The sequence below is a fragment of the Rhodococcus sp. NPDC055112 genome, from assembly GCF_053607505.1.
Map to the genome: position 1 here is coordinate 21,299 of NZ_JBSGTR010000041.1, position 15,569 is coordinate 36,867.

The following is a 15,569-nucleotide window of genomic DNA, read 5'->3' on the forward strand; positions in this document are numbered from 1 at the left end:
GCGTCGGAAATGTCGCGGTTCCGACGCTGCTAGGGGTGCCCGTGATGTGCATCACCCGTATCGGGTGAGAGTCGGCGGCACCTCTTCGCGCGCGAAAGGTCAGCGCAGCGTGCGGGAGAGATTGTCGGCGAGAACGGCGAGGGTGATCTCGTCCGAGCGGTACCCGATATAGCCGTCCGGGCGGACGAGGTACCCGGTTCGGTCGCCGGCGCCGTAGCCGTCGGCGAACCTGCCGTCGGCGTCGCGCAGGATGATCCCCGAGACGGTGGGCAGGTCGACATCCCCGGCGACGATGACGTGGCTGCGCACCGCCAGGCCGAAACGGCCGGTCACCTCGGCGGCGAGAGCGTGCTGCGTCTCGGCGTCCCTGGCGTCGGATGCCCACAGCAGCAGCGTGTGGCCGGGGTGACGGAACAGTTCGTGCAGGCGGATCGGGAACGCGACGCTGTCCTGGCGCAGGCCGGCGGCATCTGGTGCGCGGTCACCAGGGCGGGGGACCACGTCGGTCGCTCCCGACCCGGTGCCGACCAGCGGGCTCGAGGGATATCCGACGAGGAGTTGGGCCTCCCGCACGATCACCTCGGCGGGGTCGGCCATGTCCGCGCCGATGCCCTCCCTCGCGCTCTTGACGGTGCGCCCCACCACCTCCTCGCCGACCGGGTGCCGCTCCTCGTGATAGCTGTCGAGGAGCGATGGCGCCGCCGAACCGGTGACGGCCAGCGCCAGCTTCCAGCCGAGGTTGTACGCGTCCTGGACGCCGGTGTTCATGCCCTGCGCGCCGGTGGGCGGGTGGATGTGCGCGGCGTCGCCCGCCAGGAACACCCGGCCGATGCCGTACCGGCCCGCCAGCCGGTGGCTGATCCGGAAGACGGAGGACCACCGCAGGCTGCTCGCGGTCGTCGGCTGGGGTGAGAGCCGGTCGAGCACGGCCTGCACGTGCCGCAGCTCGGGTCGACGACCACCCTCGAGGCCGTGTGCGACCTCGCCGGAACCAGGAGGCGCAGTGGCGAGTTCGTCGGGGACGAGCATCGAGATCCGGTAGCGCTTGTGTCCGGGCAGGGGGATGCAGACCATCAGGTCGTCGGTGACGCCGTCGGTCTGATGCGTAGCCCGGACGCCATACCCGGCGGGCATCGTCCAGTCCACCTCGACGTCCGCGAGCATGTACTCCTCGGCGAAGGCGCCGCCCTCGAAGGAGATTCCCAACCCCTTGCGGACCAGGCTGTGCGCACCGTCGCAGCCGACCAGGTATTGCGACTCGACGGTGAACTCCCCGAATCCGTCCCTGACGGTCGCGTGGACCCCGGACGGATCCTGTTCGAACCCGGTGAGTTCGGTGCCCCTGGTGACCTGGCCGCCGAGACCCTCCAGTGCCTCGCCGAGGACCCTTTCGGTCTCGCACTGCGGGAGCGCGAGGAACCCGTACGGGATCTCCTCGGGCAGGGTGGGGTCGAGCTGGGCGACATTGACGCCGTTGACGTACACGAGCTGACCGCGCATCGTGGTCGCCGCGTCGAGTGCGGGCCGGACCACCCCCATCGCGTCCCAGACCTCGACGGTGCGCGGCTGGATGCCGACCGCCTTCGCGTAGGGCGCACGCTCGGTGAGGCGGTCGACGACGATCACGTCGACGCCGCGCCTGCGCAGCTCCACCGCCAGCGTCAACCCGACCGGGCCTGCCCCCACGATCAGTACATCGGTCGTCACGGGCGCCACCTGCGGTTCGACTGCCGAGGTCATCCCTGGATTCTGTCAGAGGCCGCCGAGTCGGGTGAGCAATTCGATCGCGCCGTCGGCGGTGGCCCAGAGCGCCTCCATCTCCGCGGTCGCGGCGGGTGCCGTCTGCGGATTCTGCAGCGCGAAACCGTTGGCGAGGGTGAGGGTGTTGTAGCCGCTGTCGGCGGCGCGCAGCAACAGTTCGGAGGCCACGCCCTCGCCCGCGATCCGATCGAGACCCTCGCCGAGGAAGTAGAACCGCCACAGGGGGCCCAGATCGGCGCCGTACACGGCCTTCGTCCTGGTGACGATCGCGTCGCCGTCGGTGGCGATGGAGTCGACGATCTTGTAGTAGTCGGCCACGTTCCGCTCGGTGGTGCCTGTTGCGGCGACGGCCCGCGCGAGGTCGACCGTCAGGTGCGCGTTGTAGCCGATCATGGCGACTCGGGCGGGGGACAGGGTGCAGTCCCTGCTCAGCGCGAAGTAGCGCTGCCAGGCGGGTTCGGTTGGGGCGCCGGTGAACTCGGCGTGGACGTTGTCCAGGTAGCGGCGCAGCAGATCGATGCTGATCGCATGGGCCCACTCGGGGGTGACGAAGGCGGCCGGGTCGCGTTGCAACGGCATGACGGCCCGTTGCACAACGGCGTCGAGTCCGATGCCGAACAGTCCGCGCCGGTCGCCGTGCGAGACCAGGATGTCGGAGATCCGTTGCTGGCGGACCACCTCCTCCTCGAGTCGGTCCATCGACGCGGTCGCGGTGATCGTGGTGGTGTCGGACAGCGCGGCGACGGTGCCCGCCTCGGCGGCGGACAGTGGGGCGCCGCAGGCCGCGGCGGTGGCGGGATCGGCGGCCGCGGGCTGGGTGAGGGTGAGCGAGGCGAGGAGCGCGATCGAGGTGAGAGTGGCGAGGCGGGAGACGGACGTGCGGGAGGTGGTCCGGCGCGGGCTCATCGCCGGAGTGTAACGACCGCGGTGCGGTGATGTCGGTTGCCCGCGAGCGCACTTGACAGCACCTAGAACACATGTTCGACTCTGTATATGCGATGGCAGGGGCAGGCTCTCGACGCCGACGACGGCGCCCTTCCCGGACTCGCCCGTGCCGGGCTCGTCCGCACTGTACAGACGCCCGAGTTCGAGGGCATCACCTTCCACGAGGTGCTTTGCAAGTCCGCGCTGAACAAGATGCCCGACGAGTCCACGCTGCCATTCCGCTTCACCGTCAATGCGTTTCGCGGCTGCTCCCACGCGTGCCGATACTGCTTCGCCAGGCCGACCCACGAGTATCTCGACCTGGACGCGGGCCAGGACTTCGACAGCCAGGTCGTGGTGAAGACCAACGTGGCCGCCGTGCTGAGGCGCGAGCTGGCCCGTCGGTCGTGGAAGCACGAGCATGTCGCGCTCGGCACCAACACGGATCCGTACCAGCGGGCGGAGGGGCGCTACCGGCTCATGCCGGGGATCATCGGGGCGCTCGCGGAGTCGGGCACGCCGTTCTCGATCCTCACCAAGGGCACCCTCCTGCGCCGGGACCTGCCCCTGCTCACGCTGGCGGCGCGGCAGGTTCCGGTGGGGATCGGGGTCTCGCTCGCGATCGGGGACCCGGACCTGCAGAAGGCGATCGAACCGGGCACGCCGTCGCCGAAGGCCCGGCTGGAACTGATCAGGGCGATCACCGACGCGGGCTTCGACTGCAACGTGATGGTGGCCCCGGTGATCCCGTACCTCACCGACACCTCGCGACAGCTCGATGCGCTGCTCGGCGCGATCGCCGAGGCGGGCGCGACCGGGGTGACGGTGTTCCCGATGCACCTTCGGGGCAGTACCAGGGGCTGGTTCCTGAACTGGCTGGCCGAGGAACACCCCGCGCTGATCCGTAGGTACCGCCAGCTCTACGGCCGTGGCGCGTACGTGACCCCGGAGTATCAGGCGTGGCTCCGGGAGCGGGTGGGACCCATCGTCGAGAAGTACGGGCTGGGCGGTCGCTCGGAGCGACGCCAGGAGTCCGAGCCCCCGCGCGCTCGCGAGCTGGTCGGGGCGGGTACTGCGCCTGCGCTGACGCTGTTCTGAGGCAACGCCGAATCCTATAGTGGTAGCAGGGAAATACTTTGCATCAAAGGTCGCGATATGTCCGGGTGCTCCCGCTCGGGATTGGTTCGCGGGGCGATGGGCGGCGCTCTCGCGGTAGCGATCTGCGCGGGCCTGACCTCCGGTGAGACAGCAGCGACCGGATGGTCGTCCGCGCCTGCGGTCCAGTCGTCGCGATCCGAGGGCGAGGGCCCGTGCGAACCGTTCCCCGATGCGCTCGCGACCACGGTCGAGGCGGCAGCGGCGGACGGTGACGTCGTCGGGATCGCCTACGTGGACCGAGAGACCGGCGTCTACCTGGGCGCGGGCGACAGGGCCGTGAGTTTCCCGGCCGCGTCGCTGGCAAAGCTGTTCATCGCCGACGACTACCTCCATCGCAGCGCGGCAAGGTGGGCGGCGATCGACGGCGAGATGCTGGCCGGGGTCGTGTCCATGCTCGCCACCTCCGATGACGGCGCGGCCGAGCTGTTGTGGACGCTCGGCGGCGGCCCCGCGGTGGTCGAACGCGTAGCCGAGCGCTACGCGTTGTCCGCGACCTCGGCGGACGGCGCCTGGTGGGACACCACCGTCACGGCCGCCGATATCGCCCGCTATTACGACGGTCTGCTCTCCGGGCGCGGCGGCCTCGAAGAGCCCGCGCGGCAGATCATGATCGCCGGGCTCCAGGCGGTCGCGCCCGTGGCCGCCGACGGATTCGACCAGGAATTCGGGGTCTGGGCAACGCTGGAGCGGTGGGGTGGACCCGGGATCAAGCAGGGCTGGATGACGACGGGGGACAGGACCATCCGACATTCGACGGGGTTCGGGGGACGTGACCACCGGTACGTCCTGGTGGAGCTCGCGGACCTCGACTCCGCGTCGCCGTCCATCGCGGACGACATCGTCAACGCCGACGCGAGTGCCAGGGCCACCGCGATAGTCGAGGCCGCGATGCCCGCGGACCTCACCGAGGCCACCGCCTGCGTCAGCGCGCCGTGACGACCTGTTTGGTGCCCGCGCGTGGATGGTCGGCGAGTACATTTCCGCTGTAGCGGCACGACCATCCGACCACGGAGTGTGCGATGACCGACGACAGCGAACCGAACGCACGGCGGGCGCCCGAACCCGCGGCCACCTATCGCCGATGGCTGCGGACCGCAATCCTCTACGTTCTCCTCGCCGTCGCGGGCTACCAGGTGCTCGGCTGGCTGCTGCACAACCTGCGGGGGTTCCTCGGCATGCTCTTCCTGGCATGGCTGTTCAGTGTCACCATCGAACCGGTGGTCGACTGGTTCGAACGTCGTGGCTGGCGCCGCGGCGCGGGTACCGGGCTGGTGCTGGTCAGCATGCTGCTGTTCTCGATCGCGTTCCTTGCGGTGTTCGGCACGCTGCTGGCGGAGCAGCTCGCCCAGTTGCTCACCGCGTTGCCCGGCGCCGTCTCGCGGCTGACGGAGTGGGCCAACCGGACCTTCGACACCAACTTCTCGACCGGCGAGGACCTGATCAAGCTCACCCCGGACACCATTCGCGAACTCGCGCAACGCTTCACGCCTGGTGTGCTCGGGGTGGTGTCGTCATTGCTCGGGGTCGTGTTCCAGGCGATGACGCTGCTGCTGTTCGTGTTCTACATGTCCGCCCAGGGTCCGGCGCTGCGCCGGACGATCTCGAGTTGGTTCCCTGCCCGGCAGCAGCAGGTCATCTCCACCGTGTGGGAGATCTCCGTAGAAAAGGCAGGCGGCTACGTGGTGTCCCGATTGATCCTGGCGGCGGTGAGCGCCGTCGCCACCGGCATCTTCCTGATGGCGATCGGTGTGCCGTACTGGCTCCCGCTGGCCATCTGGACCGGCGTGGTCTCGCAGTTCATCCCGACCCTCGGCACCTACCTGGCGATCGCGCTGCCCGCGATCATCGCCGCCGCGGCCCAGCCGATGGACGGCGTGTGGGTGGTGGTCTTCGGGACGGCGTACCAGCAGGTCGAGAACTACCTGCTGCATCCGCGCATCACGTCCAAGACGGTGTCGATCCACCCGGCCGTCGCCTTCGGTTCGGTGATCGTCGGGGCGTCGCTGTTCGGGGCGATCGGCGCGCTGGTGTCCGTCCCTGTCGTCGCGGTGATCCAGTCGTTGGTCGAAACCTATGGTCGCCGTTACGAACTCATCCACGATCTGCAGACCGAACCCGTCCCGCCCGCCGAGTAGCCGGGTCGGGGCTGACTACGGGGTCAGCGCGGCGGGGTTGTTCAGGTCGCGGGCCGCGTAGGTGTTGCAGGCGCTGACCTGCCCGGTCTTGTAGCCGGTGGCGAACCATTTCATCCGCTGCTGCGAGGAGCCGTGCGTCCAGCCCTCCGGGTTCACCCGGCCGCTGGAGGCCTGCTGGATCCGGTCGTCGCCCACCGAGGAGGCGGCGGACAGGGCGTCCTTGATGTCGTTCTCGCTCAGCTTGTTGAGGAACGGTGCACCGCCGCCGGGGGCCGGCTTGGTGTCCGCGTAGTGCGCCCAGACTCCCGCGTAGCAGTCGGCCTGCAGCTCGGTTCGCACCGCCCCGGACTCGGCGCCCTTCGGGTCTGCCTGCGCACGGCCGATGTCGCCGAGCTGATTCTGGATGTGGTGGCCGATCTCGTGCGCGACGACGTACTCCTGCGCGAGCGGGCCCGCGCTCGAACCGAACTGGTCCACCAGCAGCTGGAAGAAGCTCGTGTCGAAGTAGGCGGTGGAATCGGCCGGGCAGTAGAACGGGCCGACGTCGCTGGTGGCGTTGCCGCAGCCGGTGTTCACCGCGCCGGAGAAGAGCATGACGCCGGGCTCGGCGTAGCGGACACCCGTCTGCTTCCGCAGTTCCTCGCCCCATACCGAGTCGAGGCTGCCGACAGTGAACTTGACTCGGCAGTTCACGTCCCGGTTGGCGTCCGCTCCGGTCTCGCAGTTCTGTACTTCCGACAGTGAGCCGGTACCCAGTTGGGCGGAATCGGAGGCGCCGGTCAGTCCGCCGAGCAGCGAACCCGGGTTGCCGCCGAGCAGCAGGGCCAACACGAGCACCACCAGTCCGCCGAGGCCGCCACCGAGCGCAGCCTTGCCGCCCCGACCGCCTCCGCCGCGGTGGCCGCCGCCGACCGTCACGCGCCCCGAGTCCATCCGCGCACCCTCGTTGAAGGTCATCGTCATCGCTTTCGTTCGAAGTCGAGGAACTGCGGATACAGCTTTACACGCGATCGCGCGCAAAGTTCCGACTGCGCGGTTATGTCTTCTGCATGTCTCTCCGTAGGATCGCACCAACTGAGAAGTCGCTGGATAACTGTGGAAGGAACCCCGTGCTGCGCACCCACCTCGCCGGCTCGCTGCGAGCCGAGCACGCCGATCAAACCGTCACCCTCACCGGATGGGTTGCCAGGCGTCGCGATCACGGCGGAGTGATCTTCATCGATCTGCGCGACGCCTCCGGGGTCTCCCAGGTGGTCTTCCGTGAGGGCGAGGTCGCCGAGCAGGCCCATCGCCTGCGCGCCGAGTACTGCGTCAAGATCACCGGCAGCGTCGAGGTCCGGCCGGAGGGCAATCAGAACTTCGAGATCCCGACCGGTGCGATCGAGGTCAACGCGACCGCGCTCGAGGTGCTGAACGAGAGCGCCCCGTTGCCGTTCCAGCTCGACGACCAGGTCGGCGAGGAGGCGCGCCTCAAGCACCGCTACCTCGACCTGCGTCGCGAGGGTCCGGGTCAGGCGATCCGGCTTCGCTCGAAGGTGAACGCGGCGGCCCGCGAGGTGCTGGCGCACCACGAGTTCGTCGAGGTCGAGACCCCCACCCTGACCCGGTCCACCCCCGAGGGTGCCCGCGACTTCCTGGTTCCCGCGCGACTGCAGCCCGGCAGCTTCTACGCGCTGCCGCAGAGCCCGCAGCTGTTCAAGCAGCTCCTGATGGTCGGCGGCATCGAGCGCTACTACCAGATCGCGCGCTGCTACCGGGACGAGGATTTCCGTGCCGACCGGCAGCCGGAGTTCACCCAGCTCGACATCGAGATGAGCTTCGTCGAGCAGGACGACGTCATCCACCTCGCCGAAGAGATCCTCACCAACGTGTGGAAGCTGATCGGCCACCAGATCAGCACCCCGATCCAGCGGATGACCTACGCGGAGGCGATGCGCCGCTTCGGTTCCGACAAGCCGGACCTGCGTTTCGGGCTCGAGCTCGTGGAGTGCATGGAGTTCTTCAAGGACACCACGTTCCGGGTGTTCCAGGCCGAGTACGTCGGCGCCGTCGTGATGCCGGGAGGCGCCAGCCAGCCGAGGCGTCAGCTCGACGGCTGGCAGGAGTGGGCGAAGCAGCGCGGCGCCAAGGGCCTGGCGTACGTCCTCATCGGTGAGGACGGGGAACTTACCGGTCCGGTCGCCAAGAACCTGACCGACGCGGAGCGCGAGGGTCTCGCCGCGCACGTCGGTGCCAAGCCGGGCGACTGCATCTTCTTCGCGGCGGGCCCGACGAAGCAGATGCGCGCCCTGCTGGGTGCCGCCCGCGGCGAGATCGCGCGCAAGCAGGACCTCATCGACCCGAACGCGTGGGCCTTCGTGTGGGTCGTCGACGCGCCGATGTTCGAGCCGACCGCCGACGCCACCGCCAGCGGTGACGTCGCCCTCGGCTACAGCGCGTGGACTGCGGTGCACCACGCCTTCACCTCGCCCAAGCCCGAGTCGATGGACACCTTCGACACCGATCCCGGTACGGCGCTGGCCTACGCGTACGACATCGTCTGCAACGGCAACGAGATCGGTGGCGGCAGTATTCGTATCCACCGCAAGGACATTCAGGAACGTGTCTTCAAGGTGATGGGGATCGACCACGAGGAGGCGGAGGACAAGTTCGGCTTCCTCATCGACGCCTTCTCGTACGGCGCGCCCCCGCATGGCGGCATCGCGTTCGGCTGGGACCGCATCACCGCGCTGCTCGCCGGGATGGACTCGATCCGCGAGGTCATCGCCTTCCCGAAGTCGGGCGGCGGAGTCGACCCGCTCACCGACGCGCCTGCGCCGATCACCCCGCTGCAGCGTAAGGAGTCGGGCATCGACGCCAAGCCGGAGCCGAAGGGTAAGCCGGAGACGGATACGCCGGCTTCCTGACCGGACAACGCTGAGGACTCCAGCGGTTCGTGGGCGATCACCCTCGGACCGCTGGAGTCGGTGGTGGCGGGTGTCGGCTCGCCACCCACCACAATTCTTCGTACGGATCGGTCTGTTTCTGCAGGTCCGGATGGCGGGTCCAGTGGTAACCGACCGGACGGGCGACCGAGGGGGCCCGCTGCGGGCCCGGGACGGGTAGGTTGGACGGCGATGACCGCACTATTGGCCGACCCCGTTTCAGAGGTAGTCGCAGCAGCCGAGCAGCTGCTGGAGCGACGTACCGGAGCTCCGGTCACCCTCGTTGACCCCATCGATCTGGGCGGCAGCGGCCGCACGGTCGTGCTGCGCGTCCGCTGCGCCGAGAATCCCTTCTCGCTGCCACGCACATTGGTGATCAAGCAGGTCCGCGAGCTGTCCCCGGAGGCCGAGGCCAGGCGCATCGCCGCCTACGCGGCGCTGCCCGCCGACGAGCCGCGCGTGATGGACACCGCCTTCCTCCGCGAGGCCGTGTCGTACCAGTTCGCGACCGCGCTGGCGACCGACAGCAGGCCGGGCCCGGAACTGATCGCCTACGACCTCGACGCTCGACTCCTGGTGCTCACCGACCTCGGTGACGCCACCCCCATCGCCGAACTGCTCCAGCAGGCCGACGAGGCGTCGGTCACCAACTCGCTGATGGCGCTGGCTCAGGCGATCGGCCGGATGCACGCCGCGACCGTGGGGCGCGAGGAGGACTTCACCGCGCTGCTGCGCCGCGCCGACGTGCCGCACTTCGGCAACAGCATCTCCGAGCAGGTGGTCGCCTCGGCCCCGAAGGTGCCGGCGTTGCTGCGCCGCGAGCTCGGCATCGAGGTCGGCCAGGACATCGTCGATCGCGTCGGGAAGGCCGCGCGTCTCTTCGACGGCGGCCGCTACCGCGCCTTCAGCCCGTCCGACCTCTGCCCGGACAACATCATCGTCAACGATGCCGGGGTGCGCTTCCTGGACTACGAGTGGGGCGGGTTCCGCGATGCGACGCTCGACATCGCCTACGCCCTGGTGTCGTTCCCCGGCTGCCTGTGCGGGGTCGAACTGTCGCCGGAACGTTCGGCTGCGATGGCCGAGGCCTGGCGCGCCGAGGTGGTCGGGATGTGGCCGCAGCTCGCCGACGACGAGGTGCTCTGCGCCAGGATGCTCGAGGCCCAGCTGATCTGGGTCTGGCTCTCGACCTACTGGTTCCTGCCCGACGACCACGAGCGGATCGCGGCCGCGAGGGAGCACCACCTGTCGCTACCGCGTTCGAAGGCGCTGATCGCGCGGTGGAACACGCTCGCGTCCTGCGCCGACCATGCCGGGGCCCCCGACGTGGCCGCGCATGCCCGCGAGGTGGCGGAGCGGCTCGCGACGTACTGGACGTAAGGACGTCCGTCGCGAGGAGGGTCCATGAGCTCGGCGACCTGGCCGGATCCTCGGGGACCGGCTCACTGGGCGATGTGCATCCCCTGTACGCGTACGCCCATGTCCCGCACGGGATGTCCGGGTACAACGCGGCCCGGTCCGCCCTGCGTCATCTGCGCGGGGCGGACCGGGTTGCTCATGCGCCCGGTCGGTAGGAGGCGGGGTCGAGCGGTGCGCCGACCGGGAGCGTGCGCTGGGCACCGTCCTCGACCCGGTAGCTCGCCGCATGGCGCACGGTCGCGTTGGGGTCGATCGGGTCGCTGACGTAGAACCAGTCCATCTGCGAGCCTGCGGTGGCGATCTCGAACACGCCGTAACCGTGGGAGTCGAGTTCGACGTACCGGACGTGCCGGTTGACCGCCTTGAAACCCTCCTCCGCCGCGACGCTGACGGTCCGCGCAGGCACACCCAGCGTCTCGTCGATGTTCGGGGAGGTCACGGACGGCACCACGAACTCGGTGCCCACCGTGGCGCCGCCCGGGTAGTTCGCGGCGTCGATCGGCAGGTCGCAGGCCCAGGAGGTGTGGATGTCACCGGTCAGGAAGACCGTGTTGTCGACACCCGCGTTGGTGATCGAGTCGAACAGCCGGCGACGGTCGGCGGAGTAGCCGTCCCACTGGTCGGTGTTGTACGGAACACCCGCATCGGGCAGCCCGACCATGTCGGTGAGCGCCGCCGTGGTCTTGGCGTCCAGCGGCGGGAACAGGCAGGGCGCGATCATCACCGGGTTGCCGACCACCTTCCACTGCGTGGGTGAGGACACGATGCCCTTGGTGAGCCAGTCCATCTGGGCACGGCCGGTGATGGTCCGGTCTGGGGAGTCCACCTTGCGCCAACCGGCCCCCGACGCGGCAGGCTCGTCGCGGTAGGTGCGCAGGTCGAGCATCGAGATCTCCGCCAGATTGCCGAACCGGAATCGCCGGTACAGCGTCACCTCGGTACCGGACCCGGTGACCCGCACCGGCATCCACTCGAAATAGGCGCGCGCGGAACCGGCCTTGCGGGTGGCCCAGTTGCCCTCGGTGGCGGGGTCGTGGTTTTCCGCGCCGCCGTCGAAGGAGTTGTCCGCGGACTCGTGGTCGTCCCAGGTCGCGATGAACGGGATCCGGGCGTGCAGGGCCATCAGGTCCGGATCGGTCTTGTACTGGGCGTGCCGGATCCGGTAATCGGCGAGGGAGACGATCTCGTGTGCCGGTTCGTGCGGCCGGACCGCACCGTTGCGCCCTCCGTACTCACCACGGCCGTACTCGTAGATGTAGTCGCCGAGGTGCAGGATCGCGTCCAGGTCCTCGCGCTGGGCGAGGTGACGGTAGGCCCCGAAATAGCCTGCCTCCCAATTGGAACAGGACACCACGCCGAACCGCAGCCGGTCCAGGTCCGCGTCGTCGGCCGGTGCGGTGCGGGTGCGGCCGACGGGGGAGACCTGGCCGGAGACCGCGCCGCCGCGGGCGGTGAAGCGGTAGTGGTAGGCGGTCGAGGGCTTCAGTCCGGTGACGTCGACCTTGGCGGTGTGGTCCGTATCGGCGTCCGTGGTCACGGTGCCACTGCGCACGACGGAGGTGAAGCCGGGGTCGGTGGCGACCTGCCATTCCAGCGAGATCGACGGTCCCGCACCGGATCCGGGTAGCGCGTCGGCGGTCGGGGTGACTCGCGTCCAGATGATGACCCGGTCGGGGAGCGGGTCTCCGGAGGCGATGCCGTGCGCGAAGCCGACGGCGGGCGCGCCGGGTGCGGCGGGTGCGGCGGCGGCAGCGCCCGCGGCGGCGACGGTGAGGCCCGCGCCGGCAAGAACGGCGGAGCTCTTCAGCAGGGTGCGCCTGCTCACGCTCGGCATCGTGGTGTGGTCGGGAAGGCAGTTGTCAGACACCCGAGGATCACAGCCGAACATGGACGTGTGTTCAATCGATAACGGGCCCGATCGCCTGATGTTCATCTGACGTTCGCCGTCATGTCGTCCTGGTGCGGGCGGCAGGGAGCTCACGCGCCCGTCCGGTGGGTGGTGGGGTCGAGAGGTGCACCGACCGGGAGCGTGCGTTGGGCGCGGTCCGCGACCCGGTAGCTCGCCCCATGGCGCACGGTCGCATTGGGGTCGAGCGGGTCACTGATGTAGAACCAGTCCATCTGCGCCCCTGAGGTCGCGACCTCGAACACTCCGTACCCGTGCGAGTCGAAGTCGAGGTACCGGACGTGCCGGTTGACCGCCTTGTACGCCTCCTCCGCCGCGAGGCTGGCGGTGCGGGGCGGTACCCCCAGTGAGTCGTCCATGTTCGGGGAGGTCACCGACGGAACCACCAATTCTGTGCCGATCGTGGGGCCCGCCGGGTAGTTCGCGGCGTCAAGGGGAAGGTCGCAAGCCCAGGAGGTGTGGACGTCGCCGGTCAGGAAGACCGTGTTGTCGACTCCCGCCGCGGCGATCGCGTCGTACAGCCGCCTGCGGTCGGCGGCGTAGCCGTCCCACGCGTCGGTGCCGAACGGAATGCCTGCCTGGGGCACTCCGATCAGGTCGGTGAGCGCCTTGGTGGTCCTGGTGTCCAGGGGCGGCACCAGGGTGGGCGCGATCATGACGGGGTTGCCGACCACCTTCCATCGGGTCGGTGAGGACACGATTCCCTTGGTGAGCCAGTCCATCTGGGCGCGGCCGGTGATGGTCCGGTCGGGCGAGTCCACCTTGCGCCCGTCGCTGGCGGTGGTCTGCTCGTCGCGGTAGGTGCGCAGGTCGAGCATGGAGATCTCCGCGAGGTTGCCGAACCGGAAGCGCCGGTACAGCGTCACCTCGGTGCCGGACCCGGTGGCCCGCACGGGCATCCACTCGAAGTAGGCGCGGGTGGAGTTGGCCTTGCGGGCGGCCCAGTCGCCCTCGGTGGCGGGGTTGTGGTTCTCGGCACCGCCCTTGTGGGCGTTGTCGGCGGACTCGTGGTCGTCCCAGGTCGCGATGAACGGCAGTCGGGCGTGCAGGGCCATCAGGTCCGGGTCGGTCTTGTACTGGGCGTGCCGGATCCGGTAGTCGGCGAGGGAGACGATCTCGTGCGCCGGGTCGGTCGGGCGGACCGCACCGTTGCGCCCTCCGTACTCACCGCGGCCGTACTCGTAGATGTAGTCGCCGAGGTGCAGGATCGCGTCCAGGTCTTCGCGCTGCGCCAGGTGGCGGTACGCGGAGAAATAACCGGCCTCCCAGTTCGAGCAGGACACCACGCCGAACCGCAGCCGCTGGATGTCCGCGTCGTTCGCGGGTGCGCTGAGGGTGCGCCCGACCGGGGACACCTGACCGGCGACCGCGCCGCCGCGGGCGGTGAAGCGGTAGTGGTAGGCGGTCGCGGGGCTCAGCCCGGTGACGTCGACCTTGGCGGTGTGGTCCGTCTCGGGGCCGACGGTGATACTGCCGCTGCGCACGATGGATGTGAAGCCGGGGTCGGTCGCCACCTCCCAGGACAGCGGGACCTGCTCGCCGACACCCGATCCGGGCTGCGCATGGGCGGAGGGGGTGACGCGGGTCCAGATGATCACGCGGTCGGGGAGCGGGTCGCCGGAGGCGACGCCGTGCGCGAAGCCGATGGTGCCCGCGTTGGGCGCGGCGCCTGCGGTGCCTGCGGCCGCGACGGTGATGCCTGCGCCCGCGAGCACGGCGGAGCTCTTCAGTAGGGTCCGCCTGCTCAGGCTCGGCAGGGTGGTGCGGTCGGGAAGCCAGTTGTCAGACACCCGAAGATCACAGCCGAACTTGGACGTCCGTTCAACACGTGGCGGCCCGGGCGGCCGGATGTTCATCTGACGTTTGCTGCCTCGTCGTCCTGGTGCGGTCGAGAGTGGTCGCGTCGGTGCCCTTTAGTAGCGTCGACCCGTGAGCGATTGGCTGGGATCAACCGACGGTGGCGCGGACGCGGGGCTGTTCGCGGCCCCAGGGGAGCCCGCGGATCACGCGGGGCCGGTGACCGCGGGAATGCCGCCGGTGCGCCCGGACGCGCCGCTCGCGGTTCGGATGCGCCCGGTGAGCCTCGACGAGGTGGTGGGGCAGGGACACCTGCTCGGGCCCGGCGCCCCGCTGCGCAGGCTCGTGGACGGCTCGGGCGCGGCGTCGGTGATGCTCTACGGCCCGCCCGGCACCGGCAAGACCACCCTCGCCTCCCTGATCTCGCGGGCGACCGGCCGTCGGTTCGAGGCGTTGTCCGCGCTGTCGGCGGGTGTGAAGGACGTCCGTGCGGTGATCGACCTGGCTCGGAGGCGACTCACCGCGGGGGAGCAGACCGTGCTCTTCATCGACGAGGTGCACCGATTCTCCAAGACCCAGCAGGACGCGCTGCTCGCCGCGGTGGAGAACCGGATCGTGCTGTTGGTCGCGGCCACCACCGAGAACCCCTCGTTCTCGGTCGTGTCGCCGCTGCTGTCCCGGTCGCTGGTCCTGCAGTTGCACTCGCTCACCGAGGCCGACATCCGCGCGCTCCTCGACCGGGCCGTCGCGGATCCGCGTGGGCTGGGCGGTTCGGTCAGCCTGACGGACGAGGCGCGCGACCATCTCGTGCGGCTGGCCTCGGGCGATGCCAGGCGTGCCCTGACCGCGCTGGAGGCGGCCGCGGGTGCGGCGCTCGATTCGCCTGCCGAGGACGGCTCCGCCGTGGTCGACCTCGAGACCGTCGAGGCGAGCGTCGACAAGGCGGCCGTGCGCTACGACCGGGACGGCGACCAGCACTACGACGTGATCAGCGCGTTCATCAAGTCGATCCGCGGCTCGGACGTGGACGCCGCGCTGCACTACCTGGCCAGGATGATCACCGCGGGCGAGGACCCGCGCTTCATCGCCCGCCGGTTGGTGGTGCACGCGAGCGAGGACATCGGCATGGCCGATCCGACCGCGCTGCAGACCGCGACCGCGGCCGCGCAGGCCGTCCAGCTCATCGGCATGCCGGAGGCCCGGCTCGCATTGGCGCAGGCCACGATCCACCTGGCGACCGCGCCGAAGTCGGGCGCGGTGATCGCCGCCCTCGGCGCGGCCATGGCCGACGTGTCCGCTGGGAAGTCGGGGCTGGTGCCGCCGCACCTGCGGGACGGGCACTACGCGGGCGCCGAGAAGCTGGGCAACGCCGTCGGGTACCGCTACCCGCACAACGCCACGGACGGCGTCTTACCGCAGCAGTACCCGCCGGACGAGTTGGTCGGCGTCGACTACTACGAGCCGACCGGGCACGGCGCCGAGCGCGAGATCGCCGCGCGGGTGGGCAAGTTGCGGCGGATCGTGCGGGGCTGACGCGGCCCCCGA

At 69.8% G+C, this 15,569-nt stretch carries 11 protein-coding genes; 6 read left to right on the plus strand and 5 right to left on the minus strand.

Going from position 1 to position 15,569, the window contains the following annotated elements:
- Positions 1-99 precede the first annotated feature (99 nt).
- On the minus strand, positions 100-1,740 hold the full coding sequence (locus tag ACWFRB_RS17785; RefSeq protein WP_452642423.1) for an FAD-dependent monooxygenase: 1,641 nt from the start codon (positions 1,738-1,740) through the stop codon (positions 100-102).
- 12 nt (positions 1,741-1,752) lie between these two features.
- Entirely contained in the window at positions 1,753-2,667 is a 915-nt protein-coding gene (locus ACWFRB_RS17790) for a DUF5995 family protein (protein WP_452642424.1), read from the minus strand.
- 87 nt (positions 2,668-2,754) lie between these two features.
- Between ACWFRB_RS17790 and ACWFRB_RS17795 the strand changes: the two genes are divergently transcribed.
- From ACWFRB_RS17795 to ACWFRB_RS17805, 3 genes are all read left to right on the plus strand, one after another.
- Positions 2,755-3,783, plus strand: a complete 1,029-nt coding sequence (locus ACWFRB_RS17795) for an Rv2578c family radical SAM protein (protein WP_452642425.1) — start codon at positions 2,755-2,757, stop codon at positions 3,781-3,783.
- Positions 3,784-3,840: 57 nt separating this feature from the next.
- The gene (locus ACWFRB_RS17800) at positions 3,841-4,779 is read left to right on the plus strand and encodes a hypothetical protein (protein ID WP_452642426.1); all 939 of its coding nucleotides are present in this window, start codon (positions 3,841-3,843) and stop codon (positions 4,777-4,779) included.
- 83 nt (positions 4,780-4,862) lie between these two features.
- The gene (locus tag ACWFRB_RS17805; protein ID WP_452642427.1) at positions 4,863-5,978 is read left to right on the plus strand and encodes an AI-2E family transporter; all 1,116 of its coding nucleotides are present in this window, start codon (positions 4,863-4,865) and stop codon (positions 5,976-5,978) included.
- Between the two features lie 15 nt (positions 5,979-5,993).
- Here the strand turns inward: ACWFRB_RS17805 and ypfJ are convergent, their stop codons facing one another.
- A complete protein-coding gene (gene ypfJ / locus ACWFRB_RS17810; protein WP_452642428.1) occupies positions 5,994-6,935 on the minus strand; it encodes a KPN_02809 family neutral zinc metallopeptidase in 942 nt (313 codons plus the stop codon).
- 152 nt (positions 6,936-7,087) lie between these two features.
- Between ypfJ and aspS the strand changes: the two genes are divergently transcribed.
- Both aspS and ACWFRB_RS17820 read left to right on the plus strand, forming a co-directional pair.
- A complete protein-coding gene (gene aspS / locus ACWFRB_RS17815; protein ID WP_452642429.1) occupies positions 7,088-8,884 on the plus strand; it encodes an aspartate--tRNA ligase in 1,797 nt (598 codons plus the stop codon).
- A 210-nt stretch (positions 8,885-9,094) separates the two neighbouring features.
- Positions 9,095-10,282, plus strand: coding sequence for a phosphotransferase family protein (locus tag ACWFRB_RS17820; RefSeq protein WP_452642430.1), 1,188 nt, complete (start codon positions 9,095-9,097; stop codon positions 10,280-10,282).
- 175 nt (positions 10,283-10,457) lie between these two features.
- Here the strand turns inward: ACWFRB_RS17820 and ACWFRB_RS17825 are convergent, their stop codons facing one another.
- Both ACWFRB_RS17825 and ACWFRB_RS17830 read right to left on the minus strand, forming a co-directional pair.
- Complete coding sequence (locus ACWFRB_RS17825) at positions 10,458-12,155, minus strand: alkaline phosphatase D family protein (RefSeq protein WP_452642451.1); 1,698 nt, start codon at positions 12,153-12,155, stop codon at positions 10,458-10,460.
- A 143-nt stretch (positions 12,156-12,298) separates the two neighbouring features.
- On the minus strand, positions 12,299-14,017 hold the full coding sequence (locus ACWFRB_RS17830) for an alkaline phosphatase D family protein (RefSeq protein ID WP_452642431.1): 1,719 nt from the start codon (positions 14,015-14,017) through the stop codon (positions 12,299-12,301).
- Between the two features lie 139 nt (positions 14,018-14,156).
- Between ACWFRB_RS17830 and ACWFRB_RS17835 the strand changes: the two genes are divergently transcribed.
- A complete protein-coding gene (locus ACWFRB_RS17835; RefSeq protein ID WP_452642432.1) occupies positions 14,157-15,557 on the plus strand; it encodes a replication-associated recombination protein A in 1,401 nt (466 codons plus the stop codon).
- Positions 15,558-15,569 lie beyond the last annotated feature (12 nt).